Origin of the sequence: Bariatricus sp. HCP28S3_A4, from assembly GCF_052066395.1 — a bacterium.
Classification (GTDB): Bacteria; Bacillota; Clostridia; order Lachnospirales; family Lachnospiraceae; genus Allocoprococcus.
Genome location: NZ_JBQHSE010000004.1, coordinates 1 through 19,363, shown reverse-complemented (window position 1 = coordinate 19,363; position 19,363 = coordinate 1). Strand labels below are relative to the sequence as shown.

23 protein-coding genes and 1 pseudogene are annotated in these 19,363 nt (G+C 41.1%); 19 read left to right on the top strand and 5 right to left on the bottom strand.

The features are described 5' to 3' along the window. Positions 1-38 precede the first annotated feature (38 nt). From ACTNBF_RS03025 to ACTNBF_RS02965, 13 genes are all read left to right on the top strand, one after another. Positions 39-1,406, top strand: coding sequence for a peptidoglycan D,D-transpeptidase FtsI family protein (locus ACTNBF_RS03025; RefSeq protein ID WP_441016021.1), 1,368 nt, complete (start codon positions 39-41; stop codon positions 1,404-1,406). A 32-nt stretch (positions 1,407-1,438) separates the two neighbouring features. Beyond that, positions 1,439-1,759, top strand: coding sequence for a hypothetical protein (locus ACTNBF_RS03020; protein WP_441088726.1), 321 nt, complete (start codon positions 1,439-1,441; stop codon positions 1,757-1,759). 48 nt (positions 1,760-1,807) lie between these two features. After that, on the top strand, positions 1,808-2,809 hold the full coding sequence (locus ACTNBF_RS03015) for a DUF2953 domain-containing protein (protein WP_441088725.1): 1,002 nt from the start codon (positions 1,808-1,810) through the stop codon (positions 2,807-2,809). Between the two features lie 46 nt (positions 2,810-2,855). Beyond that, positions 2,856-3,266, top strand: a complete 411-nt coding sequence (locus ACTNBF_RS03010; protein ID WP_427806353.1) for a GerW family sporulation protein — start codon at positions 2,856-2,858, stop codon at positions 3,264-3,266. Between the two features lie 411 nt (positions 3,267-3,677). Next, complete coding sequence (gene rpsB, locus ACTNBF_RS03005; RefSeq protein ID WP_441015988.1) at positions 3,678-4,430, top strand: 30S ribosomal protein S2; 753 nt, start codon at positions 3,678-3,680, stop codon at positions 4,428-4,430. 52 nt (positions 4,431-4,482) lie between these two features. After that, on the top strand, positions 4,483-5,418 hold the full coding sequence (tsf, locus tag ACTNBF_RS03000; protein WP_427806351.1) for a translation elongation factor Ts: 936 nt from the start codon (positions 4,483-4,485) through the stop codon (positions 5,416-5,418). 252 nt (positions 5,419-5,670) lie between these two features. Next, positions 5,671-6,276 (top strand): CDP-alcohol phosphatidyltransferase family protein, encoded by a 606-nt coding sequence (locus tag ACTNBF_RS02995; protein ID WP_427806350.1) that lies wholly within the window; start codon positions 5,671-5,673, stop codon positions 6,274-6,276. A gap of 15 nt (positions 6,277-6,291) precedes the next feature. After that, positions 6,292-6,831, top strand: a complete 540-nt coding sequence (locus tag ACTNBF_RS02990; protein WP_427806349.1) for a DUF1697 domain-containing protein — start codon at positions 6,292-6,294, stop codon at positions 6,829-6,831. A gap of 158 nt (positions 6,832-6,989) precedes the next feature. After that, on the top strand, positions 6,990-7,622 hold the full coding sequence (locus ACTNBF_RS02985) for a TetR/AcrR family transcriptional regulator (protein ID WP_427806348.1): 633 nt from the start codon (positions 6,990-6,992) through the stop codon (positions 7,620-7,622). Then, a complete protein-coding gene (gene rsgA, locus ACTNBF_RS02980) occupies positions 7,619-8,680 on the top strand; it encodes a ribosome small subunit-dependent GTPase A (RefSeq protein WP_441024520.1) in 1,062 nt (353 codons plus the stop codon). Before ACTNBF_RS02985 ends, rsgA begins: the two co-directional genes overlap by 4 nt. Before the next feature lie 7 nt (positions 8,681-8,687). After that, the gene (locus ACTNBF_RS02975; protein WP_441088723.1) at positions 8,688-9,314 is read left to right on the top strand and encodes a GNAT family N-acetyltransferase; all 627 of its coding nucleotides are present in this window, start codon (positions 8,688-8,690) and stop codon (positions 9,312-9,314) included. Between the two features lie 171 nt (positions 9,315-9,485). Continuing rightward, positions 9,486-9,785 carry a hypothetical protein gene (locus tag ACTNBF_RS02970; RefSeq protein ID WP_441088722.1) on the top strand — a complete coding sequence of 100 codons (300 nt, stop codon included), beginning with the start codon at positions 9,486-9,488 and terminating at the stop codon, positions 9,783-9,785. Continuing rightward, positions 9,758-10,117 (top strand): MFS transporter, encoded by a 360-nt coding sequence (locus tag ACTNBF_RS02965; RefSeq protein ID WP_441088721.1) that lies wholly within the window; start codon positions 9,758-9,760, stop codon positions 10,115-10,117. The genes ACTNBF_RS02970 and ACTNBF_RS02965 overlap by 28 nt, the downstream gene beginning before the upstream one ends. Before the next feature lie 197 nt (positions 10,118-10,314). On the opposite strand, the gene ACTNBF_RS02960 is transcribed toward ACTNBF_RS02965, so the two are convergent. Next, positions 10,315-11,190 carry a PocR ligand-binding domain-containing protein gene (locus ACTNBF_RS02960; RefSeq protein ID WP_441088720.1) on the bottom strand — a complete coding sequence of 292 codons (876 nt, stop codon included), beginning with the start codon at positions 11,188-11,190 and terminating at the stop codon, positions 10,315-10,317. A 102-nt stretch (positions 11,191-11,292) separates the two neighbouring features. On the opposite strand from ACTNBF_RS02960, the gene ACTNBF_RS02955 reads away from it, so the two are divergent. Genes ACTNBF_RS02955 through ACTNBF_RS02940 form a run of 4 tightly spaced genes read left to right on the top strand, consistent with a single transcriptional unit; the run spans position 11,293 to position 16,104 of the window. Then, a complete protein-coding gene (locus tag ACTNBF_RS02955) occupies positions 11,293-12,159 on the top strand; it encodes a class II fructose-bisphosphate aldolase (RefSeq protein ID WP_394283480.1) in 867 nt (288 codons plus the stop codon). Positions 12,160-12,177: 18 nt separating this feature from the next. Further along, a complete protein-coding gene (locus ACTNBF_RS02950) occupies positions 12,178-13,581 on the top strand; it encodes an L-fucose/L-arabinose isomerase family protein (RefSeq protein WP_441088719.1) in 1,404 nt (467 codons plus the stop codon). A gap of 12 nt (positions 13,582-13,593) precedes the next feature. After that, positions 13,594-15,093 carry an FGGY-family carbohydrate kinase gene (locus ACTNBF_RS02945; protein ID WP_441024528.1) on the top strand — a complete coding sequence of 500 codons (1,500 nt, stop codon included), beginning with the start codon at positions 13,594-13,596 and terminating at the stop codon, positions 15,091-15,093. A gap of 33 nt (positions 15,094-15,126) precedes the next feature. Next, the gene (locus ACTNBF_RS02940) at positions 15,127-16,104 is read left to right on the top strand and encodes an aldose 1-epimerase family protein (RefSeq protein WP_427819246.1); all 978 of its coding nucleotides are present in this window, start codon (positions 15,127-15,129) and stop codon (positions 16,102-16,104) included. 55 nt (positions 16,105-16,159) lie between these two features. On the opposite strand, the gene ACTNBF_RS02935 is transcribed toward ACTNBF_RS02940, so the two are convergent. The 3 genes from ACTNBF_RS02935 to ACTNBF_RS02925 form a co-directional block, all read right to left on the bottom strand. Beyond that, entirely contained in the window at positions 16,160-16,498 is a 339-nt protein-coding gene (locus ACTNBF_RS02935) for a helix-turn-helix domain-containing protein (protein WP_441088718.1), read from the bottom strand. 23 nt (positions 16,499-16,521) lie between these two features. Beyond that, positions 16,522-16,884 (bottom strand): arsenic resistance protein, encoded by a 363-nt coding sequence (locus ACTNBF_RS02930; RefSeq protein ID WP_441088717.1) that lies wholly within the window; start codon positions 16,882-16,884, stop codon positions 16,522-16,524. A 168-nt stretch (positions 16,885-17,052) separates the two neighbouring features. Next, positions 17,053-17,388: an ArsR/SmtB family transcription factor gene (locus ACTNBF_RS02925; protein WP_427819252.1), complete on the bottom strand. Its 336-nt coding sequence runs from the start codon at positions 17,386-17,388 to the stop codon at positions 17,053-17,055. 179 nt (positions 17,389-17,567) lie between these two features. Here ACTNBF_RS02925 and ACTNBF_RS02920 point away from each other — a divergent pair, with 179 nt between their 5' ends. Both ACTNBF_RS02920 and ACTNBF_RS02915 read left to right on the top strand, forming a co-directional pair. Further along, entirely contained in the window at positions 17,568-17,885 is a 318-nt protein-coding gene (locus ACTNBF_RS02920; protein WP_427806338.1) for an ArsR/SmtB family transcription factor, read from the top strand. 79 nt (positions 17,886-17,964) lie between these two features. After that, positions 17,965-18,966, top strand: a complete 1,002-nt coding sequence (locus ACTNBF_RS02915; protein WP_427806337.1) for a permease — start codon at positions 17,965-17,967, stop codon at positions 18,964-18,966. 141 nt (positions 18,967-19,107) lie between these two features. Here the strand turns inward: ACTNBF_RS02915 and ACTNBF_RS02910 are convergent. Further along, positions 19,108-19,363 (bottom strand): annotated as a pseudogene (locus ACTNBF_RS02910) (hypothetical protein); the annotation flags it as partial.

The following is a 19,363-nucleotide window of genomic DNA, read 5'->3' as shown; positions in this document are numbered from 1 at the left end:
AGAAGATGACCAACAAGGAATTTGCCAGAGTGACATATATGTTTGTAACATTGTTCCTTGTGATGATTGGATATATGGTATACTTCAATGTAGTGAAAAGCAAAGAAGTGATCAACAGCCCGTATAACGTACGTCAGGATCTTCTCGCCAAGCGTGTAGTCCGGGGAAAAATACTGGACTGTAACGGAGAAGTACTGGCACAGACTGTGACCGATGAAGACGGTACAGAGACCAGGGAATATCCGTATGACGATTTGTATGCGCATGTAGTTGGTTATTCTGTAAAAGGAAAATACGGGATCGAGTCGATTCAGAACTTTAATCTGCTGACTTCCAATGCATTTTTCCTTGAAAAGCTGGCAAAGGAATTCAAAGGAGAGAAAAATATAGGTGATAATGTGGTCACGACGCTGGATACGAAGCTGCAGCAGGCCGCGTATAACGCGCTGGGCAACAACAAGGGTGCCGTAGTGGTGATGGAAGCCAGCACAGGTAAGATTCTTGCTATGGTTTCCAAGCCGACATTCGATGCGAATACCGTAGCGGAGAATTGGGAAGCTTTGAACAACGATCCGGACAGTTCGCTCTTCAACCGAGCGACTATGGGACAGTATACGCCCGGTTCCACGTTCAAGATCGTCACGACTCTGGAATATTTAAGAGAACATCCCGATGCCGATGATGCCTATACACATTACTGCGAGGGATCTATCGAGGCGGACGGAACGACAATCCATTGCTACGGACAGACGGCTCACGGGCAGGAGGATCTTGCGGATTCTGTGGCAAATTCCTGCAATACATCATTTTCAAATATCGGGCTTCAGCTTGATAAAGATAAATGGAAGAAGACGACGGAGGACCTTCTGTTTGACAAAAAGATTCCGTGTGATCTGTCTTATCGCGAGAGCAGTTTCCGACTGACCGGTGATTCGGACAGTGCTGAGACGATGATGACCGCGATAGGCCAGGGGAAAACGGTGGTAACACCATATCACATGGCTATGATCACCGCAGCAATCGCGAACGGAGGAACCTTAATGAAGCCTTATCTGGTGGATCAGATCACCAATTATACCGGAACAACTGTGAAAAAATACATGCCGGAGAAATATGCGGATCTGATGACCTCGGCGGAGGCGGCGCAGCTTACCGAATATATGACGGATGTTGTGAATTACGGTACCGGAACTGCCCTTTCCGGAGAATCTTATACTGTGGCGGGCAAGACAGGAACGGCGGAAGTAAGCGTAGATAAGCAGACGGTTCATTCCTGGTTTGTAGGATTTTCCAACGTGGACAATCCGGACATTGTAGTCAGTGCGGTCGTGGAAAATGCTGATACGGCAAGCATCACCGGAACAAGTGTTGCGAAAAAGATATTTAATGCGTATTACTATCAATAGATAGTTATTCGGACGCAGAACGGATGGGAAACATGAAGTTTTACAAACATCTGTATGTCAGTGAGGACATCGGGAAAAAGAAAGAAAAAATTATCCGGAATATGAAGTCGGGCAAATATCCGCTGACAACCTATCTTCTTGTCCTGACCGAAGAAGGTGAGAATCAGCTTGAGTTCTATTCTGCATCGCTTTTGCGACAGGGAATGCTGTATGAGGAGGATGTTTTTGTGGTTGGTCTGGCATCCGGATATGAAGATGCGGTCTATCTGGTAGAGGAGATTATCAGAGAAGTCTATGAAAAGACCGGCGATGTGGATATACGTTCCTATATTAGGGACCAGGAAAAGAAATAATATAGCGTGGGGGAATAGAAAAAGATGCTCCATCTCATCGGACTGATATTGAAAATCATAGGGATTATACTGGCTGTGATACTGGGAATTCTGGTATTGCTTGTTTGTATTGTCCTTCTGGTGCCGGTGCGGTACGCAGCCGACGCGGATTTTCCGGGAAATGTAAGTGAGATCAAAGCCCATGGAAGTGTCTCGTGGCTGCTTCATCTCATACGCTTGAAGGTTTCGTTTGAAAATGGGGAGCTGAAGTGGAAGCTCGGATTGGTTTGGCTTAGATTTTCCAGTGAAGCAGAGAAAGATAAGGAAGCAGCCCCGAAAGAAAAGAGGGGAAAAAAGAATAAAGAAAAATCTGTGAACGTGCCGAAAACACAAAGAATAGAAGAGAAAGATGTATCGGAAAATGCAAAGGAGAAGAAGTCTGCAGAAACCGGTAAGGAAGAGCGGGCAGAAGTCAAATTGCAGAAAACCGAAGTTCAGGGCAAGGAAACACAGAATACAAAATCAAAGGACGCAAAAGATCTGGATGCAGAACATTTAAAAAAGGAGTTTCAAGATACGAAGTCTCATAAAACAGAACCGGAGGAAATGTCCCGAATCGAAAAACTTTGCGAGCGATTCCGGAAAATATTTGAAAAGATCAAATATACATTCCGGCAAATCTGTGATAAAATAAAAGCAATCGGCGAAACAAAAGAACAGATTACGGTATTTCTTGAGAATGAGAGTCATCAGAGGGCATTTGCAAAATTGATGAAAGAGACAGTCTGGATCAGGCGCTTCTTGAGACCGAAAGAAATAACGGGGGATATTCATTTCGGTTTTGAGGATCCGTATTTAACCGGCAAGACGCTTGCACTGCTCAGTATGATTTATCCCTTTGTGGGGGAACATATGAACATAGAGCCTGATTTTGAAGAAAAAGTGCTGGAAGGAAGCGTTAAGATCCGGGGCGGACTACGGCTGTTTCATCTGATAGCGCTTGTCTGGTGCCTGATCTGGAACAGAGATATCCGTATACTGATCAAAGATGTGCGTAAAAGAATGAAATAATAAAGAATCGTTCAGAATAGAAGAAAGAAAACAGGAGGAACAGATTATGGCAGAAGAAAATCGATTCAAGGACACAATGGATTCCTTATTCAAAGGAATGAATGGAGTGGTATCTTCCAAAACGGTAGTAGGAGATGCGATCCATATCGGAGATACAATCATTCTCCCGCTTGTCGACGTTTCCTTTGCAGTAGGCGCCGGTGCATTTAACGCGGATAAGAAAGAAAAGGGAGCCGGCGGACTTGGCGGAAAGATGACCCCGTGTGCCGTGCTTGTCATTCAGAACGGAACGACCCGTCTTGTCAATATCAAGAACCAGGATACGATGACCAAGATTCTCGATATGGTTCCGGATGTCATCGACAGACTGAAAGCACCGAAAACGGACAAAATGACCGAAGAGGATGTGGTGGATATCCTGGACGGAGCTGAGAAAGAAGCTGAGAAGAAAGCATAAACAGGCCGTCACGAATACTCCCGGGAAACATAACATACAATATAGAAAGAGACCGGAAGCAGGGATGGAAATAAAATGAAACGGATCATCGGATTTGCGCTGTTTTTTATCGCGGTCGGAATCATAATAATGATGTTTCTTCCCAATATTTTCGTGGGAATACTTATTGCTCTGCTGTGTATTTTATTCGGCTACCTGCTTTTTTGCAGCTGCTGAAAAAGAAAATGATATCACAGAAAACAGTCAAATAAAATAGTAAAGAAAAGCCTTGCAGATGCAGGGCTTTTATGATATAATTTGTGCGTTGCAAAAAAACACGTATGTGGTTCATCCCAATGGTGCCAACGCATCAGATGCACGGTTTTGGGACCTAAACATACGGAAGTAAAAAACCAAATGGAGGAAAGAAACATGAGCGTTATTTCAATGAAACAACTTTTAGAAGCAGGTGTTCATTTTGGACATCAGACCAGAAGATGGAACCCTAAAATGGCTGAGTACATCTACACAGAAAGAAACGGAATCTACATTATCGACTTACAGAAATCCGTTGGAAAAGTAGATGAAGCTTACCAGGCAGTTGCTGATATCGCAGCTGAAGGCGGAAAGATCCTGTTTGTAGGAACAAAGAAACAGGCTCAGGATGCTATCAAGACAGAAGCAGAACGCTGCGGAATGTTCTATGTAAATGAAAGATGGTTAGGTGGTATGCTTACCAACTTCAAGACAATCCAGAGCAGAATCGAACGTCTGAAAGAGATCGAGACAATGGCTGAAGACGGAACATTTGACGTACTGCCGAAGAAAGAAGTTATCGCTCTTAAGAAAGAATGGGAAAAACTGGAAAAGAACCTTGGCGGTATCAAGGAAATGAAGAACATCCCGGATGCAATCTTCGTAGTAGACCCGAAGAAAGAAAGAATCTGCGTTCAGGAAGCACACACTCTGGGAATCCCGCTGATCGGTATCGCAGACACAAACTGTGATCCGGAAGAACTTGATTATGTAATTCCAGGAAATGATGATGCTATCAGAGCCGTAAAACTGATCGTTTCCAAGATGGCAGACGCTGTTATCGAAGCAAATCAGGGAGCAGCTGAAGACGTTGTTTACGAAGGTGAAGACGTAGAAGTAGCTGAGGCTGAAGAAGCAGTAGAAGAATAAGAAATTTGATATAACAGATGATACACGAATATATCAGTTGGAGGAAAAAATCATGGCAATTACAGCAAGCATGGTAAAAGAATTAAGAGAAATGACAGGCGCCGGAATGATGGACTGCAAGAAAGCTCTGAGCGAAACAAACGGAGATATGGATGCAGCAATCGAATTCCTTAGAAAAAATGGTGAAGCAAAAGCTGTTAAGAAAGCCGGACGTATCGCAGCAGAAGGTATCGTAATGGCAGATGTTCAGGGTGATAACACAGCAGCAATCGTTGAAGTAAACTCTGAGACAGACTTCGTTGCTAAGAATGCTGATTTCCAGGCATTCGTTAAAGCAGTAGTTAACCAGGCATTAGCAACCGAGAACACTGAGATGGAAGCATTCATGGCAGAAGCTTGGAATGAAGACACAAGCAAGACTGTAAATGATGCATTAACAGAGAAGATCGCTATCATCGGAGAAAAACTCAGCATCAGAAGATTTGAAAAAGTATCTATCGACAATGGTGCAGTTGTATCCTACATCCACGGCGGCGGAAGAATCGGTGTTTTAGTTGTAGCTGAAACAGCAGTAGTTAACGATGCAGTAAAAGAAGCACTCAAGAACGTTGCAATGCAGGTTGCAGCATTAAATGCAAAATTTGTCAGCCAGGCAGAAGTTGATGCTGAATATCTTGCACATGAGAAAGAAATTCTTCTTGCTCAGATCATGAACGATCCGAAAGAATCTCAGAAACCGGAAAAGGTTATTCAGGGAATGATCAACGGACGTATCAACAAAGAAATGAAAGAAATCTGTCTGTTAGACCAGGTATATGTAAAAGCAGAAGACGGAAAACAGTCTGTTGCTAAATACCTTGAAGAAGTTGGAAAAGCTAACGGAACTACAATCAAGCTTCAGAAGTTCGTTCGTTTCGAGACTGGAGAAGGTCTTGAGAAGAAGAATGAAGACTTCGCAGCAGAAGTTGCAGCTCAGATCAACGGCTAATTAAATCAGATTTTTTAAGGGCTCTGAAAGCTTTATAAACACTTGATTCTAGTGGTTATAAGGTTTTCGGAGCTTTTTCTTTGAGAAAAGATAACTATCTGCAATCCCGAAAATTGACACATTTACATATAATAATAGTCTATTGAGAATAAAGATTATTTGGTATAATATAAGTAAAGTCCAGGGGAATAATATCCTAAGCGGCAGGTTACTGATAATCCGGTTCAATCATTAGTAAAAGGAAATTTGATTATGTACCATAAATTAAAAATCTCTCATAAATGGAATGTGGCGGATACAATTACCACCATGCGGATGGCAGCTACTGTTTTTCTGTTTTTTCTTCCGCTTACATCTACTTTGTTTGTTGTGATTTATACATTTGCGGGTATTACGGATGTATTAGATGGGTGGATTGCAAGAAAATCAGGAAAGGCAAGTGAATTCGGTGCCAGACTGGACAGCATTTCTGACTTGTTCTTTTACAGTGTTTTGCTGATTCGTCTTTTCCCGATTTTGTACCGGACACTTCCGGGAGAAATCTGGTATGTAGTATTGGCAATCATACTTGTACGTCTTGCAGCATACATCACAGCAGCAGTCAAATATCATCGCTTTGCGTCAATTCATACATGGATGAATAAGTTGACCGGTGCGTCGGTATTTCTGTTGCCTTATATTCTTTTGGTTTCGTCAGGTGTAGGGTATTGTTGGGCAGTATGTATGTTGGCATTTGCTGCGTCGGCAGAGGAACTTGCAATTCATCTTTTACGGAAAGAATATCTTGCGGACAGAAAGTCCTTTCTACAAAAAAATAGAGATGATATCTATGTTGATAACGAAGAGGGAAGAAGTTAATGGGGAGGTAAGACTATGAAAAGGTATGTTGCCCTGCTAAGAGGCATCAATATAAGTGGAAAAAATAAAGTACCAATGTCTGAGTTAAAGAAATGCTTTGAAAAACTTGCATTTGAAGAAGTTAAGACATATTTGAACAGTGGTAATGTGATTTTTTCCAGTAATGAAGATAATACAGAGAAAATGACAGCACAAATTCAAATGATGATTCATAATCAGTTTGATTTAGATATTGCTGTTCTTGTCATATCAAAAGAAATGCTTGAAGATATTTTACAAAGTGCACCTGACTGGTGGGATAATGACAACAAAGAAATCTATGATAATCTGATTTTCATTATACCTCCGGCTAAATCTTCTGATGTATACAGTGAGATTGGAGAGCCTAAAAAAGGGTTAGAAAAGATAGAAGGTTATAAAGAAGTTATATTCTGGTCTTTTAGTCGTAAAGATTATCAAAAAACGAATTGGTGGTCTAAGACAGCAAGTGCAGGTATAGGAACTAAGCTAACGATAAGAACAGCGAATACTGTCAGAAAAATAGTTCAAATGTAAGCACTTTTATGATGGAGCTGGTATTCTGGCCAACGTATATCGAGAAATATCTTGACAAGTAAACGGTCGTTCACTATAATTGTGGTAAACGACCGTTTTCTTAATCGCCATGAATAAGAAAATGATTCAGTGAACCATTTTGAATGGAGAAAATAAAAATGTCTGATACAAGGGAACGAATATTGATGACTGCTCTTCACCTGTTTGCGAGGGATGGTTATGAGGCTGTACCGGTAAGCGCAATTGCAGGAGAATTGGGAATGACGAAGGGAGCTCTCTATAAGCATTATAAAAACAAACGTGATATTTTTGACAGTATCGTTGAGAGGATGTATCAAATTGATGCTGAACGGGCGCGGAAATATGAAGTACCGCAAGAGAAATATGAAATCCAGCCGAAAGCATATGAGAATCAGTCCGTGGAAAATGTGATTGAATTTACCATTGCTCAGTTTTTCTTCTGGACGGAAGATGATTTCGCATGCGATTTTCGCAAGATGCTGACACTGGAGCAATACCGCAATGAAGAAATGGCAGAACTTTACAGTCAGTGTATCGTAGCAGGACCGGTCGACTACATAGAAGACTTATTTCGAGGGCTGATCCGGGAAGGAGTATTGAAAGAGGAAAATCCCAGGCAGCTTGCGGTAGAATATTATGCGCCGCTTTTTCTTCTTATCAGTATGTCCGATCGGACACGGGGAAATGAGGATTATGCCACAATACTCCGTAATCATGCAGAACATTTTATGCAGAGTCATGGGAGAGACCCGGGAGAGAGAATACAATGAGAAACGAGATAGATATGAAGCAATACGGCCTGTCTGAAACGATTGAAAAAACAGCGGAATGTTTTGAAGATTTGATTGTTTCGCGGGTTATTTCACAGGAAAAGGGAATCTATCGGCTGGTATCTTCACAGGGAGAAAAATGGGGAGAAATATCGGGCAGATTCCATTATGATGTCCAGGCAAAATCAGAATATCCGGCGGTGGGCGATTTCGTTATGGCTGACTGGAACAAAAGCGGCGGAAATGCAGTAATCCACCATGTTCTTCCAAGAAAAAGTTGCTTTATCCGAAAAGCTGCCGGTGAAAAAAATGAGGAGCAGATTGTTGCTGCCAATATCGATACTGTATTCTTGTGTATGTCTCTGAATAATGATTTTAATCTGCGGCGCCTGGAGCGTTATGTATCGATTGCATGGAACAGTGGAGCAATGCCGGTTGTTGTGTTGACAAAATCAGACCTGTGCAAGGATCTGGAACAAAAACTGTTCGAAGTATCTTCTGCAGCAGCGAGTGTGGATGTTTTAGTGACGAACACGATCGATCAAAACGGTTATGAGCAGATTTATCCGTATCTTACTGAAGAAAAGACAATCGCATTGATCGGTTCGTCCGGTGTCGGAAAGTCTACTTTAATCAATTGCCTGCTGGGTGAAAAGCATTTGGATACAAACGGACTGAGGAATGATGAGAAAGGACGGCACACGACAACCCATCGTGAACTGATTCTTCTGCCATCCGGCGGTATGGTGATTGATACACCGGGGATGCGTGAACTGGGAATGTGGGATGCCGGAGACGGAATCGATCAGACTTTTTCAGATATCGAGAAATTGGCGCTTAAATGCCGTTTCCGTGATTGTACTCATTCAGGCAGCGAACCGGGATGTGCAGTACAGGAGGCAGTAGAGCATGGTGAACTACCGATTGAACGGCTCCGCTCCTGGCAGAAGCTGATGAATGAGAATCGGTATGCAGAAGATACACAAGGTTATCTGGCTGAGAAAAAACAAAAATTTAAAAACATTGCAAAAATCAATAAAAAGAATCGAAAAGGATAAAGAAAAAATGAGCACCAGCAATATTTTAATACGTTTAGAGAGAAAAGAAGAATATCGGGAAGTAGAAAACTTAGTAAGAGAAAGTTTCTGGAATGCATATCGTCCGGGATGTTATGAGCATTATGTGCTGAATCAGCTCCGGAACGATCCGGCGTTTGTTCAGGAACTTGATTTTGTTATGTACCTCAGTACACAGGAAAATGCTCCGGTGGAGCATGCCGATGCGGAACAGGATGGTAAGCTGATTGGGCAGAACATGTTTATGAGAGCAAATATCAAAGCAGATGACGGCAGAACGATTCCTATCATGGCGATGGGGCCAATCTGTATTGCGCCTGAACTGAAAAGAAAAGGATATGGAAAAATTTTGTTAGACTACTCCTTTGAGAAAGCGAAAGGACTTGGCTGTGGCGCGGTTTGTTTTGAAGGAAACATTGATTTTTATGGAAAGAGTGGCTGTACTTATGCCAGTAAATATGGTATTCGCTATCATGGATTGGCTGAAGGCGAAGATGCCTCCTTCTTTTTATGTAAGGAATTGATTCCGGGATATATATCCTGTAATACATCTAATTCAAAACAATCTGAGAATACCTTATCTTTGGGTAAAAAATCGTCTGGGTTTTTCCGATAATATCCCTCCGTCCCATATTTTGATAAAAGCGTATATATATGAAACAGTGTTGTTAAAAGATGCTGATGCCATTCAATATCCGGAGTGAAAATAATATATGGAAGGTCAGAATGATATAAAACTGACAACAGATATTTGTTGTAAATATCGCTGGTTATTGGTGCAATCAGGGTGCCGGAGAATAAAATATTCGGGCAAATGCAATCTGTCATTTCTGTTTTTGTTGATCCAGTGGCATGGCCGGCAATTTATGAAGAACTTGATCTACCGGTTTCTTATGTCAGCATAGTATCTATGCTGATTTCAGGAGGAACTGTCATTTCCAGTTTATTGAGTGTCAGGTTAGTAGCAAGGCTGGGAACCGAAAAGATTACAGCAATCAGTACAAGCTTAACAGCGGTTGCTTTATTTGGTTTCTCATGTTCGCATAATCTTTTGTGGCTATGTCTTGTGCTATTCCGTTGGAAATAGGAGCAGGTTCCATTGATACAGCATTAAACAATTATGTTGCACTACACTATTATGCGATGCAGATGAGTTTTCTGCATTGTTTTTATGGAATTGGTGTTTCTCTCAGTCCATATCTGATGTCACTTGCTTTATCAGAGAATATGAACTGGAGAAAGGGATATCGTACGGTCTTTTTCATTCAAATGACTATTGCAGTTATTACAATTATTACTTTACCGTTGTGGAAGAAAGTCCAGACAGCCCAAACAGATGAAGAAAAAATATTCAAGCTGGCAGATTATAGGTGTCAGTCTGGGACCGATCTTTCCAAATATGACATATCTAACTCCTAAATTATTTGGTGCGGAGGTCTCACAGTCAGTGATTGGAATACAAATGGCATCTTCCTATCTTAGTATAATGTTGACACCGGCATTTTTCGGTGTGCTGGCACAAAATATGGGTATCTGTTGTTCTGTACCATTTCTGAGTGTGATGTTTGTAATGATGGCGGGTATGATAATATATGTTAAATGCATAAAGTCTTAGTTTATTCACTTGTTGTTAGATTTTTGTATTTTTTGGGAGAAATACCCACTGTCTTTTTAAAAACGGTAATAAAATAATTATAGTCTTTAAAACCACATTGTGCTGATATTTCTGCCAAAGGCAATTCGGATTCCATTAACATTTTTTTTGCTTTTTGGATTCGAAGATTACGAATATGCTCAGCAATCCCGGTTCCGTAATTCTGACTTGCTATTTCATATAGCTGAGTTTTTCCAATTCCAAATTCATGTGCAATCTGCATGGCATCGATATCCTCTGTAAAGTGAGATTGAATATATTCATCAATTCGAACAGGGAGCTTCTGACTGCGAAGAGAGGCCATTCGTTCCAGACACAAATATGCTGCAACCGCTTCCAGAATATGAGAAGCGGAGGTAATATAACTCTCTGTTTTGAGTGGCTGCATGAAACAGGCTTTTTGTAAATCTGACATATTGATTTTGTAAATCTGACATCTTTTCTTTATTTCTTTCCAACCGATTTCGTGTGACTCATATGCAAATACATGACCAAAAAGAAGATATCCGATGATGATATTTCCCATGTAAAGCGGACGGATGCTTTCTGTTAACCCTGCATGACACTGATAGGTATATAATGAATGACGTTTAGCAGCAATTTTGCATGCATTTTCATCACAATGCTGGCATTCATTTCTGCCAGCTTCATCCGTGCGAATTATCTGGCAAAAAGGCGCAATATTTTCAGGATATGCAGCGAGTTCATGAAAATTCTCGTCAAATATTGTGATACGAATCTGTGTAAGGTTATAAAAATCTTTTAACAAAGCATTCAGCTTTGTAATGTCAAAAGTTGATATCATACTGAATCTCCATTCTTTTTTTGATTCTAGCATATCTGCGAACAAATTCAAAGTAAAAAGAACATACTTCTATATAAAAACAGAAAAAAAGAGGATAGTATTTATAGTACTAAGAAGATAAGGAGGATAACGAATATGTTAGCAACATTAAACGACGTAATGAAGATTGCAGAGGAAAAAAAGATAGCTGTTGGATCCTTTAATACGCCAAACCTCGAAGCGCTTCAAGCAGTAATTGAAGCGGCGGAGGAACTGGATTTACCGGTTATCATTCAGTTTGCACAGTGTCACGAACCGTGGATTCCACTTGCTATGATTGGACCAATTATGGTTAATGCAGCGAAAAAATCCAAAGTTCCGGTATGTGTTCATCTGGATCATGGTGAGACCCTGGAATATTTGCAACAGGCACTTGATATGGGATTTACATCAATTATGTATGATGGATCCACACTTTCCTATGAAGAAAATCTGGAGAATACAAAAAGAGCAGTTGCCATGGCAACTAAGACAGGGGCTTCGGTAGAGGCAGAGCTTGGCTCTATGGGAAGAAGAGAGTCTGGTGCTGGGGATGACAGTGGTGAGAACGATGACACCAAGATCTATACAGACCCGCATCAGGCGAAAGTATTCGTTGAAGAGACAGGAATTGATGCGCTTGCCTGCTCTTTTGGTACAACACACGGCATTTACTTAACACAGCCGAAACTGGATTTTGATGTAGTAAAAAATGTACGTGCGCTGACAGAACAGATTCCGATTGTAATGCATGGAGGATCCGGAGTGAGCAGAGAGGATTATCGAAAAGCCATCGAAGCCGGGACAAGGAAAGTAAACTATTTTACTTATATGGACAAGTCCGGTGGTAATGCGGTAGCGGAATATGTAAACAGCGTAAAAGAAGGAGAACCATTGTTTTTCTCGTCTGCGTCCATGGCGGCAAGGGATGCAATGAAAGAAAATGTAAAAGCAGCAATGAAAATGTTTGCATTAATGGATTAAGAAAAAGGAGAAGCGAAAATGAGAAAAAAGATGACATTTGCACTAGCATTTTGTAACCGTGGATTTATGCCGGGAGAACTGATTTACGGAGCAAGAGAAGATATGATTAAGGCTGTCACGGATGCGGGGTATGACTACATTGCCATGGATGCGGAACTGACCAGGTATGGCGGGATCGAAACGAGAGATGAAGGACTTCTCTATGCAAAATGGTTAAAGGAACATGAGGGAGAATATGATGGAGTAATCTTTTCTATGCCGATTTTTGCAGATGAGAACGGGGCAATCACGGCACTGCAGGATGCGGGGGTTCCGATTCTGATGCAGGCTTATCCGGATGAAATTGGTAAGATGGATTTTGCTCACAGAAGAGATGCATACTGCGGAAAATTCTCTGTTACAGATGTATTTACCCAGTATAACGTACCTTTTACTGTTATGAAGCCGCATGTCGTACATCCGTTATCGAAAGCATTTGCACAGAATTTAAGAGACTTCTCGGCAATCTGTCGTGTGGTAAATGGAATGAAACGATTCAATGTGGGATGCATCGGAGCAAGAACGACTGCGTTTAAGACCGTTCGTTTCGATGAAATCACGTTACAGAAATACGGAATCAATGTGGAATCCTTTGATCTCTCCGAGTTGATCTATAAGGTAGAGCATAAGGCAGACGACGATGCGGCAGTTGCGGAAAAAATCAAAGTTCTGGAGAATTACACAGATTTTACAAGAGTGCCGGAAGCCAATAAACTAATGCTTGCAAAAATATCTGTTGTAATTGATGAATATATTGATGAATACCATCTGGATGCCCTGACTTTGCGCTGCTGGAATGAGATGGAGACCTATATGAGGGTATGTCCGTGTGTCCTGTTAAGTGAATTAAATGACAGAGGTATTGTTGCTTCCTGTGAGATTGATATGTGTTCCGCGCTGACCATGCGTGCCATGAATCTTGCAAGCGAAGAGCCGACCGCTGTACTGGATTGGAATAATAACTATGGTGATGATGAGAATAAGGTGATCTTATTCCACTGCGGACCAGTTGCCCAAAGCTTAATGACGGAAAAAGGAACAGTTACTGAGCATAAGATGTTTGCAAAAAGTGATCCGGGTTCCGGATGGGGATGTAACGAAGGAAGAATTAAGGCATTCCCAACTACTATCTCTAACTGCCAGACCAAGGACGGTAAAATTATTGTGTATGCAAGTGAGGCGCAGTTTACAGATGATCCGATTGAAGATGCATTCTTCGGCTGCGGCGGTGTTTGTGAAATTCCGGATTTGCAGAATAAGCTGATTAAACTTGCAAGGGGAGGTTTCAAACATCACACTTCGGTAGGTGTTGGTCACATGAAAGAAATCTTAAAAGAGGCATTTACCACCTATCTTGGATATGAATGGGTAGATATCGATTAGGAGGAATGTGGCATGAAAATTGCAGGATTGGATATCGGCACGACAGGCTGCAAATGTACGGTCTTTGATGAGAATGGGAAATATCTGGACAAGGCATATCGGGACTATCCGGTAAAGCGGACGGTTGGAGGGCATGAAATTGACATTTCTGCTGTGATGGACGGGGTCTATGCTTCCATTCGGGAGATGGCGGAAAAATACCCGGATATTGCGGGGATCGGTGTTACCAGTTTTGGAGAGACTTTTGTCTGTGTGGATGAGACGGGAGAACCGCTTCACCCGGCCATGCTTTATACGGACCCGAGGGGAAAGGAAGAGTGCCGGGAGCTGGCTGAAAAGCTTGGAGAGCGGGAGATTGCGAATATTACCGGTCTCCGTCCGCATGAAATGTACAGCATTTCCAAAATTATGTGGATCAAGAAGAATCAGCCGGAGGTATATTCTTCTGCCCGTAAGATTTTTTTGATGGAAGATTATGTGGTCTATCATCTGACGGGAAATGCACAGATTGATTATTCCCTTGCCACCAGAACGATGGCATTTGATATCCGAAACCTCTGCTGGAGTCGAGAAATATTTGAGGCGGCAGGAATTGATATGGGGCTGATGGCAAAGCCGGTATCGACCGGAACTGTTGCCGGGACGATCAGTCTGGCAGCAGTACAAAAGACGGGACTTTGCGGGGATACAAAAGTAGTTTCTGTGAGTCACGATCAGGTATCAGCAGCTGTAGGAGCAGGTGCTTTTGATGGCTCTGTAGCCGTGGATGGGGCCGGAACAGTAGAATGCCTTACTCCGGTGTATGATCAGATACCAGACATCGACGTGATGTATCAAGGATATTTTTCTGTAGTGCCTTACGTGATACCGGGAAAATATGTAGCATATGCATTTTCCTACACTGGGGGAGCCCTGATGCAGTGGTGTACGGAGACACTGGCAAAAAAAGAAATGCAGTTGGCGAAAGAACAGGGGATTTCTGTCAATGAGTATCTGGAACAGGCTTATGCGTCTCAGAAAGAAGCGATTCCAAGCGGGCTTCTGGTGCTGCCTCATTTTGCAGGCGCTGCAACCCCTTATATGGATACCGGTTCTAAAGGGGCTGTTTTGGGGCTTACAACGGCAACGACGACAGCTGATATTTACCGCGGTTGTATGGAAGGCGTTGTCTATGAAATGTATCTGAATATGCAAGCACTTCAGGGTTCAGGAATCCGGTTTGAAAAAATCCACGCCACCGGCGGTGGAGCCCATTCTGAAGAATGGATGCAGATGAAGGCAGATATGCTGAATGTGCCTATGGTTGCATTGAAAACTGTAGATGCAGGAACGGTAGGAAGTGCTATGCTTACTGGAATTGCGATAGGACTTTTTCACGATTTGCAGGATGCCGCGTTTCATATGGTGGAAGAAATTAAAACTTATGAACCAAGACCGGCAATGCATGAAAAGTATATGAGAATCTATGAAAAATATCAAAATGTATATCAGGCAGTCAGACCACTCATGTAGTGGTACAGTCTGTCCGGGAAAGGTGAAGAGAAAATGAATCCATATATAGGACATGACACACAGTTGTATGGAGTAGAAGAACATCGTCTTATAGGGGGAAAAGGTGACGGTATGCGTCTCTTTGAAGTGAATAATGGAAAGGGGCTTATGCTCACTATTTCGCCTGACAGATGCGGTGATATTACCAGATTGCGTTTTAAGGGAATCAATATGAGCTACCTGTCTCCTTGCGGATATGCAGCACCGGCTTATTATGACAGTATCGGAGTAAACTGGCTGAAGACCTTTACGGCTGGCTTTCTTACCACTTGCGGACTACAGGCAGTGGGCTCTCCATGCATGGATGAAGGAGAAGAACTTCCACTCCATGGTTCTATCGGTAATCAGCCCTGTGAGCAGGCCTACTGGACCGAAGACGAAGCCGGTCTTGTTATTCATACCGCAGTAAAAGATGAGACCATTTTTGGCAGAAAACTCCGGATGGAACGTAAAATTCAGGTTTCTACTAGGGAAAATTCCTTCGAGATCTGTGATACGATCTGCAATACAGGAGATAAAATAGAGCCTGTTGAGATTCTGTATCACATGAATATGGGATATCCATTGCTGGACGAAGACAGCATTGTGAAAATACCAGCGGCAGAGGTACTGCCAAGGGATGATCATGCCGCAGAGGACATAGAAAATTGGATGCATATGGAGAAACCGACAGTCGGATATCAGGAACGCTGTTATTATCATAAGTTTGCAGATGAGGCAGGAAGAGCTTCTATCTTTCAGCCGAAACTGGGAATAGGACTGAGTATTTCTTTTGACGCAACGGAACTGGACGGGTTTGTGGAATGGAAGATGATGGGAGTCAGAGATTATGTGCTTGGTCTGGAATGCGGCAACTGTTACCCGGACGGTCGCGATGTAATGAGAAAAGCCGGAATGTTGAAATTCCTGAGTCCTGGAGAAAAGAAAACATATAATGTAAAAATCACCATGATAGATTTATGTGAAAAATAAAAGTGATGAAAGATTGAAAAGCCATGTACAGGAATAAAAGTCCGTATATGGCTTTTTAGATGTCAAGGGTTTTGTTTCGTAGTTTTTCCTGATACTGTTTGGGAGTCATATGATAATACTGGTCGAAAACCTTATATAAAAGTGCCCGGTTGGAGAAATTCAGTTTCTCTGTAATTTGTGAGATACTCATTTGGGTACTGCATAACACGGTTTCAGCGGCAGCCATGGTAAAGGTCATACTGTATTTAAAAAGGCTTTTTCCTGTTGCTTTTTTCACTATTCTTCCGATGTATGAGCCATCATAATTAAGAATCTGTGCAAGCTCATGATTCGTAATCCGCCCGTTTCGTTCTTCCAGAATCTGGTCAATACGGGCCATAAGTAAGGAATCCATTCGTGCTCTGGTTGTGACATGTTCTACATGATAATAACGTGAATCGGATAAAATAAAAATGCAAATCCATACATTGTAAATGGTTTGATCAGCCAGTTGATAATCCATGTGACAAACAGACCTTTTGGGTTTTTACCGACGTTTTGTATACTCCGAAAATCTACTTTCAGCATCATGGGATAGATCATAACCCAGATTAGCACAGCCATTGGAATAGAAATTCTTGCATATTCAAATTTGTTTGAAAATGCAGGAAGTGCAGGGGCAAAATGTCCTAGAAGGACACCTACGATCATACAAAGGAACACCCACACTGTCAGGTAGCGTTGGAAAAAATTAATACCTGTATTTTTTTCTTCTTTTATTATGATTTTATACCTCCTCATCCAGCAATTGATTTTTCAGTGCAAGGACTTTTTATGAACGCATACAAAAGCAACTTTGGGCTTATGAGTCATATATGTGTTCCTCCTTTGATTGAATTATAGAAATTATTCTATTTGTTGTTTATATGAAAACCGATGCTGATTATTGCATTAAAAATAGCATCGGTCTCAATTGCAATCACAATTGCAATTACAATGACTGCTCTGATGGCATATACAGTCAGGTTTATCAGAAAAAACACGTCCAAGACTCTGATAAAATGAATCCAACTGTTCTTTGTTCAGCGAGTAGTAAGTATTTTTTCCATCTCTGCGATCAATTACGACATTTGCTTCGATTAAAACTCTCATATCATGAGATAAGGTGGGCTGGGTGATATGGAATGCTTCCAGAATTCGGCATGCACACAATTCACCACATGACAGCATATCAACAATTTTTAGACGTTTAGGATCTGAAATGGCTTTTAAAATCTTACCCAAATCTTTATAGCTCTGTTCCAAATTGTATTACCTCTTGTATATTTATAGAATTTCTTCTATATGTTATTATATGCCTTGATTAATAATGAGTCAATATCAAATTGAAGATATTCTATATTTGTATTGACAAATGGTTATATAAGTAATATTATTAATAATACATAGAAGATGTTCAATGTGTTGGCGAAAGGGAAAACATTATGGAGATAGATTATATACAGTATTCAAAAATATTTAAAGTTTTTTCTGATCCAAAGAGACTTAAGATTATTGATATGTTATCGAATGGAGAATTATGTGCGTGTAAAATACAGGAAGAATTTCACATTACACAGCCGACTTTATCACATGATATGAAACAGCTATGTGATGCTGGTGTTGTAAATTCCCGAAAAGAAGGAAAGTGGATGCATTATTCTTTGAATCTGGAAAAAATGAATGAAATTTATAAAGTGATAGGCAAATTAATGGTGCCGGATGAATTTCAGAAAATTGTAGATTGTGATTGTAATAAATAGATTATAACCGGCTTTATGCCGGTTAAAAAATACATAATAAATAGAAAAATTCGAATGCGTGAATGTGAGGAGAAAAAAGATGGAAGTTTTAAAATCGATAGGTCTGTTTATTCAGAATCAGATCTTAGGAATGAAATGGCTGAATGTGGTAATTCGGAATGGTTTATCTGCGATAGGAGTGGATGTTTCAACAAGGATAGGTGGCAGCATACTGTTTTTCATCTATGATATCATTAAGATTACTGTATTATTATGTTTTTTGATATTTATAATTTCTTATATCCAAAGTTATTTTCCACCGGAACGAAGCAGGAAAATTCTCGGGCAGTTTCATGGAATATGGGCAAATATGATTGCGGCTCTTCTCGGAACAGTTACACCATTTTGTTCCTGTTCTTCAATTCCGTTATTTATTGGTTTTACAAGTGCAGGACTTCCTTTGGGAGTTACTTTTTCATTTTTAATCTCCTCACCGATGGTCGATCTGGGAAGCCTCGTACTTCTTATGAGTATTTTTGGAGCAAAAGTTGCGGTTGCCTATGTGGTTGTGGGATTGATTATTGCTGTTCTTGGCGGTACATTAATTGAAAAAATGCACATGGAGAAATATGTGGAAGAATTTATTCGGAGTGCAAGTGGAGTAGATATTGAATTGCCTGATTTAACAATTACGGATCGTTTGATTTATGCAAAAGACCAGATGACAGGCACGTTCCGAAAAGTATTTCCGTACATTCTTATAGGTGTTGGAGTCGGTGCAATAATCCATAACTGGATACCGGAACATATCATTCAGACTGTTCTTGGTAATAACAATCCATTTGCAGTCATTCTGGCTGTTATAGTTGGAGTTCCAATGTATGCGGACATCTTTGGAACCATCCCGGTTGCGGAGGCATTACTGGCAAAAGGAGCTCAGCTTGGGACAATTCTCAGTTTTATGATGGCGGTTACGACACTGAGTCTGCCCTCAATTATTATGCTTAAAAAAGCGATAAAACCGAAATTATTAGGATTATTTGTTGGAATTTGTACGGGCGGCATTATTATTGTCGGATATTTGTTTAATATATTTCTGTAGGGACGTTTCTTTTGCCACGATGCTGGGGTCAAAAGCCCTGGCATCGAACGTCCCTTTTTTGCTTTTTGTTGCTATTTATAAGTTTCTACCGTAGTTTTCGGTATATTTGGTGTCGATTGTAACTATACCCTTCCCATATTCTTATGCCAATAGAGGATTTTCTGCATAGTTCGAAGACCCTTTCACATAGTGAAAGAGTTTTCTAAAATTCAACGCTGCGATTTTACTTCCGAAGAAGAACCTTCCTCTTTGTTTTCCACGTGGAAGCTTTTCCAGATGATAGTTTCTTCGAAGAATTGAGGGAATCGTTTCTACTCCGTTTCGTATCCTGCGATACAGATTATATGTTTCACTAGACATTCTCTCCTCTAGTGCGAGGCGAATCAGGCTCTTTTTC

Coding starts and splice junctions, on each gene's coding strand:
- ACTNBF_RS03025 (WP_441016021.1), top strand. CDS start 39: ATGTTTGTAACATTGTTCCTTGTGATGATTGGATATATGGTATACTTC.
- ACTNBF_RS03020 (WP_441088726.1), top strand. CDS start 1,439: ATGAAGTTTTACAAACATCTGTATGTCAGTGAGGACATCGGGAAAAAG.
- ACTNBF_RS03010 (WP_427806353.1), top strand. CDS start 2,856: ATGGCAGAAGAAAATCGATTCAAGGACACAATGGATTCCTTATTCAAA.
- rpsB (WP_441015988.1), top strand. CDS start 3,678: ATGAGCGTTATTTCAATGAAACAACTTTTAGAAGCAGGTGTTCATTTT.
- tsf (WP_427806351.1), top strand. CDS start 4,483: ATGGCAATTACAGCAAGCATGGTAAAAGAATTAAGAGAAATGACAGGC.
- ACTNBF_RS02995 (WP_427806350.1), top strand. CDS start 5,671: ATGTACCATAAATTAAAAATCTCTCATAAATGGAATGTGGCGGATACA.
- ACTNBF_RS02990 (WP_427806349.1), top strand. CDS start 6,292: ATGAAAAGGTATGTTGCCCTGCTAAGAGGCATCAATATAAGTGGAAAA.
- ACTNBF_RS02985 (WP_427806348.1), top strand. CDS start 6,990: ATGTCTGATACAAGGGAACGAATATTGATGACTGCTCTTCACCTGTTT.
- rsgA (WP_441024520.1), top strand. CDS start 7,619: ATGAGAAACGAGATAGATATGAAGCAATACGGCCTGTCTGAAACGATT.
- ACTNBF_RS02975 (WP_441088723.1), top strand. CDS start 8,688: ATGAGCACCAGCAATATTTTAATACGTTTAGAGAGAAAAGAAGAATAT.
- ACTNBF_RS02965 (WP_441088721.1), top strand. CDS start 9,758: ATGTCTTGTGCTATTCCGTTGGAAATAGGAGCAGGTTCCATTGATACA.
- ACTNBF_RS02960 (WP_441088720.1), bottom strand. CDS start 11,190: ATGCTAGAATCAAAAAAAGAATGGAGATTCAGTATGATATCAACTTTT.
- ACTNBF_RS02955 (WP_394283480.1), top strand. CDS start 11,293: ATGTTAGCAACATTAAACGACGTAATGAAGATTGCAGAGGAAAAAAAG.
- ACTNBF_RS02950 (WP_441088719.1), top strand. CDS start 12,178: ATGAGAAAAAAGATGACATTTGCACTAGCATTTTGTAACCGTGGATTT.
- ACTNBF_RS02945 (WP_441024528.1), top strand. CDS start 13,594: ATGAAAATTGCAGGATTGGATATCGGCACGACAGGCTGCAAATGTACG.
- ACTNBF_RS02940 (WP_427819246.1), top strand. CDS start 15,127: ATGAATCCATATATAGGACATGACACACAGTTGTATGGAGTAGAAGAA.
- ACTNBF_RS02935 (WP_441088718.1), bottom strand. CDS start 16,498: ATGGATTCCTTACTTATGGCCCGTATTGACCAGATTCTGGAAGAACGA.
- ACTNBF_RS02930 (WP_441088717.1), bottom strand. CDS start 16,884: ATGAGGAGGTATAAAATCATAATAAAAGAAGAAAAAAATACAGGTATT.
- ACTNBF_RS02920 (WP_427806338.1), top strand. CDS start 17,568: ATGGAGATAGATTATATACAGTATTCAAAAATATTTAAAGTTTTTTCT.
- ACTNBF_RS02915 (WP_427806337.1), top strand. CDS start 17,965: ATGGAAGTTTTAAAATCGATAGGTCTGTTTATTCAGAATCAGATCTTA.